Origin of the sequence: Roseomonas rosulenta, assembly GCF_016106005.1 — a bacterium.
Lineage (GTDB): Bacteria > Pseudomonadota > Alphaproteobacteria > Acetobacterales > Acetobacteraceae > Neoroseomonas > Neoroseomonas rosulenta.
On the sequence record NZ_JACADR010000649.1, the window covers coordinates 1 to 574 of the forward strand.

Annotated in this window: 1 protein-coding gene; it reads left to right on the forward strand. The window is 78.4% G+C overall.

The features are described 5' to 3' along the window. A partial coding sequence (locus HW578_RS27460; protein ID WP_198373841.1) for a hypothetical protein occupies window positions 1–574 on the forward strand: 574 nt, incomplete at both ends.

The following is a 574-nucleotide window of genomic DNA, read 5'->3' on the forward strand; positions in this document are numbered from 1 at the left end:
TCGCCGCCGCCGATGCGCGCGTCGCCGGCCTCAACGCCCGCGCTGCCGACGAAGAACGCCGCCTCGCCGGCCTCGGCCAGCGCACCGCGGCGGAGGAAACCCGCCTCGCCAGCCTGCGCGAGGCCGCTGAGGCCGAGACGCGCCGCCGCGACGGCCTGCGCAACGAGGCCACCCAGGCCGAGCAGCGCCTAGCCGGGCTGACCCAGCGCACCGGCTCCGAGCAGCAGCGCCTCAGCGAATTGCAGGCGCGCAGCAACCAGACCGAGGCGGCGCTGCGCGAGCAGGAGCAGCGCCTGGCCGCCGCCCGCCAGGCGGTGAACATCTCGGAGGGCGAGGCCGCCGCCCGCCGCCAGACCGTGGCCCAGCTGGAAGCCGACATCGGCCGCCTGACCGCCACGCGCGACCAGACCGCGACGGAGCTGCGCGGCCTGCAGGCGCGCGCTACCGAGCTTCGCACCGCCGTCGCCGCCGCCGAGCGCCGCCTCGCTGAGCTGCGCGAGAGCACCGGCGCGGAGGAACGCCGCCTCGCTGCCCTGCGCGGCGAGGCGAGCGCGGCCGAGCGCACGCTCGCCGA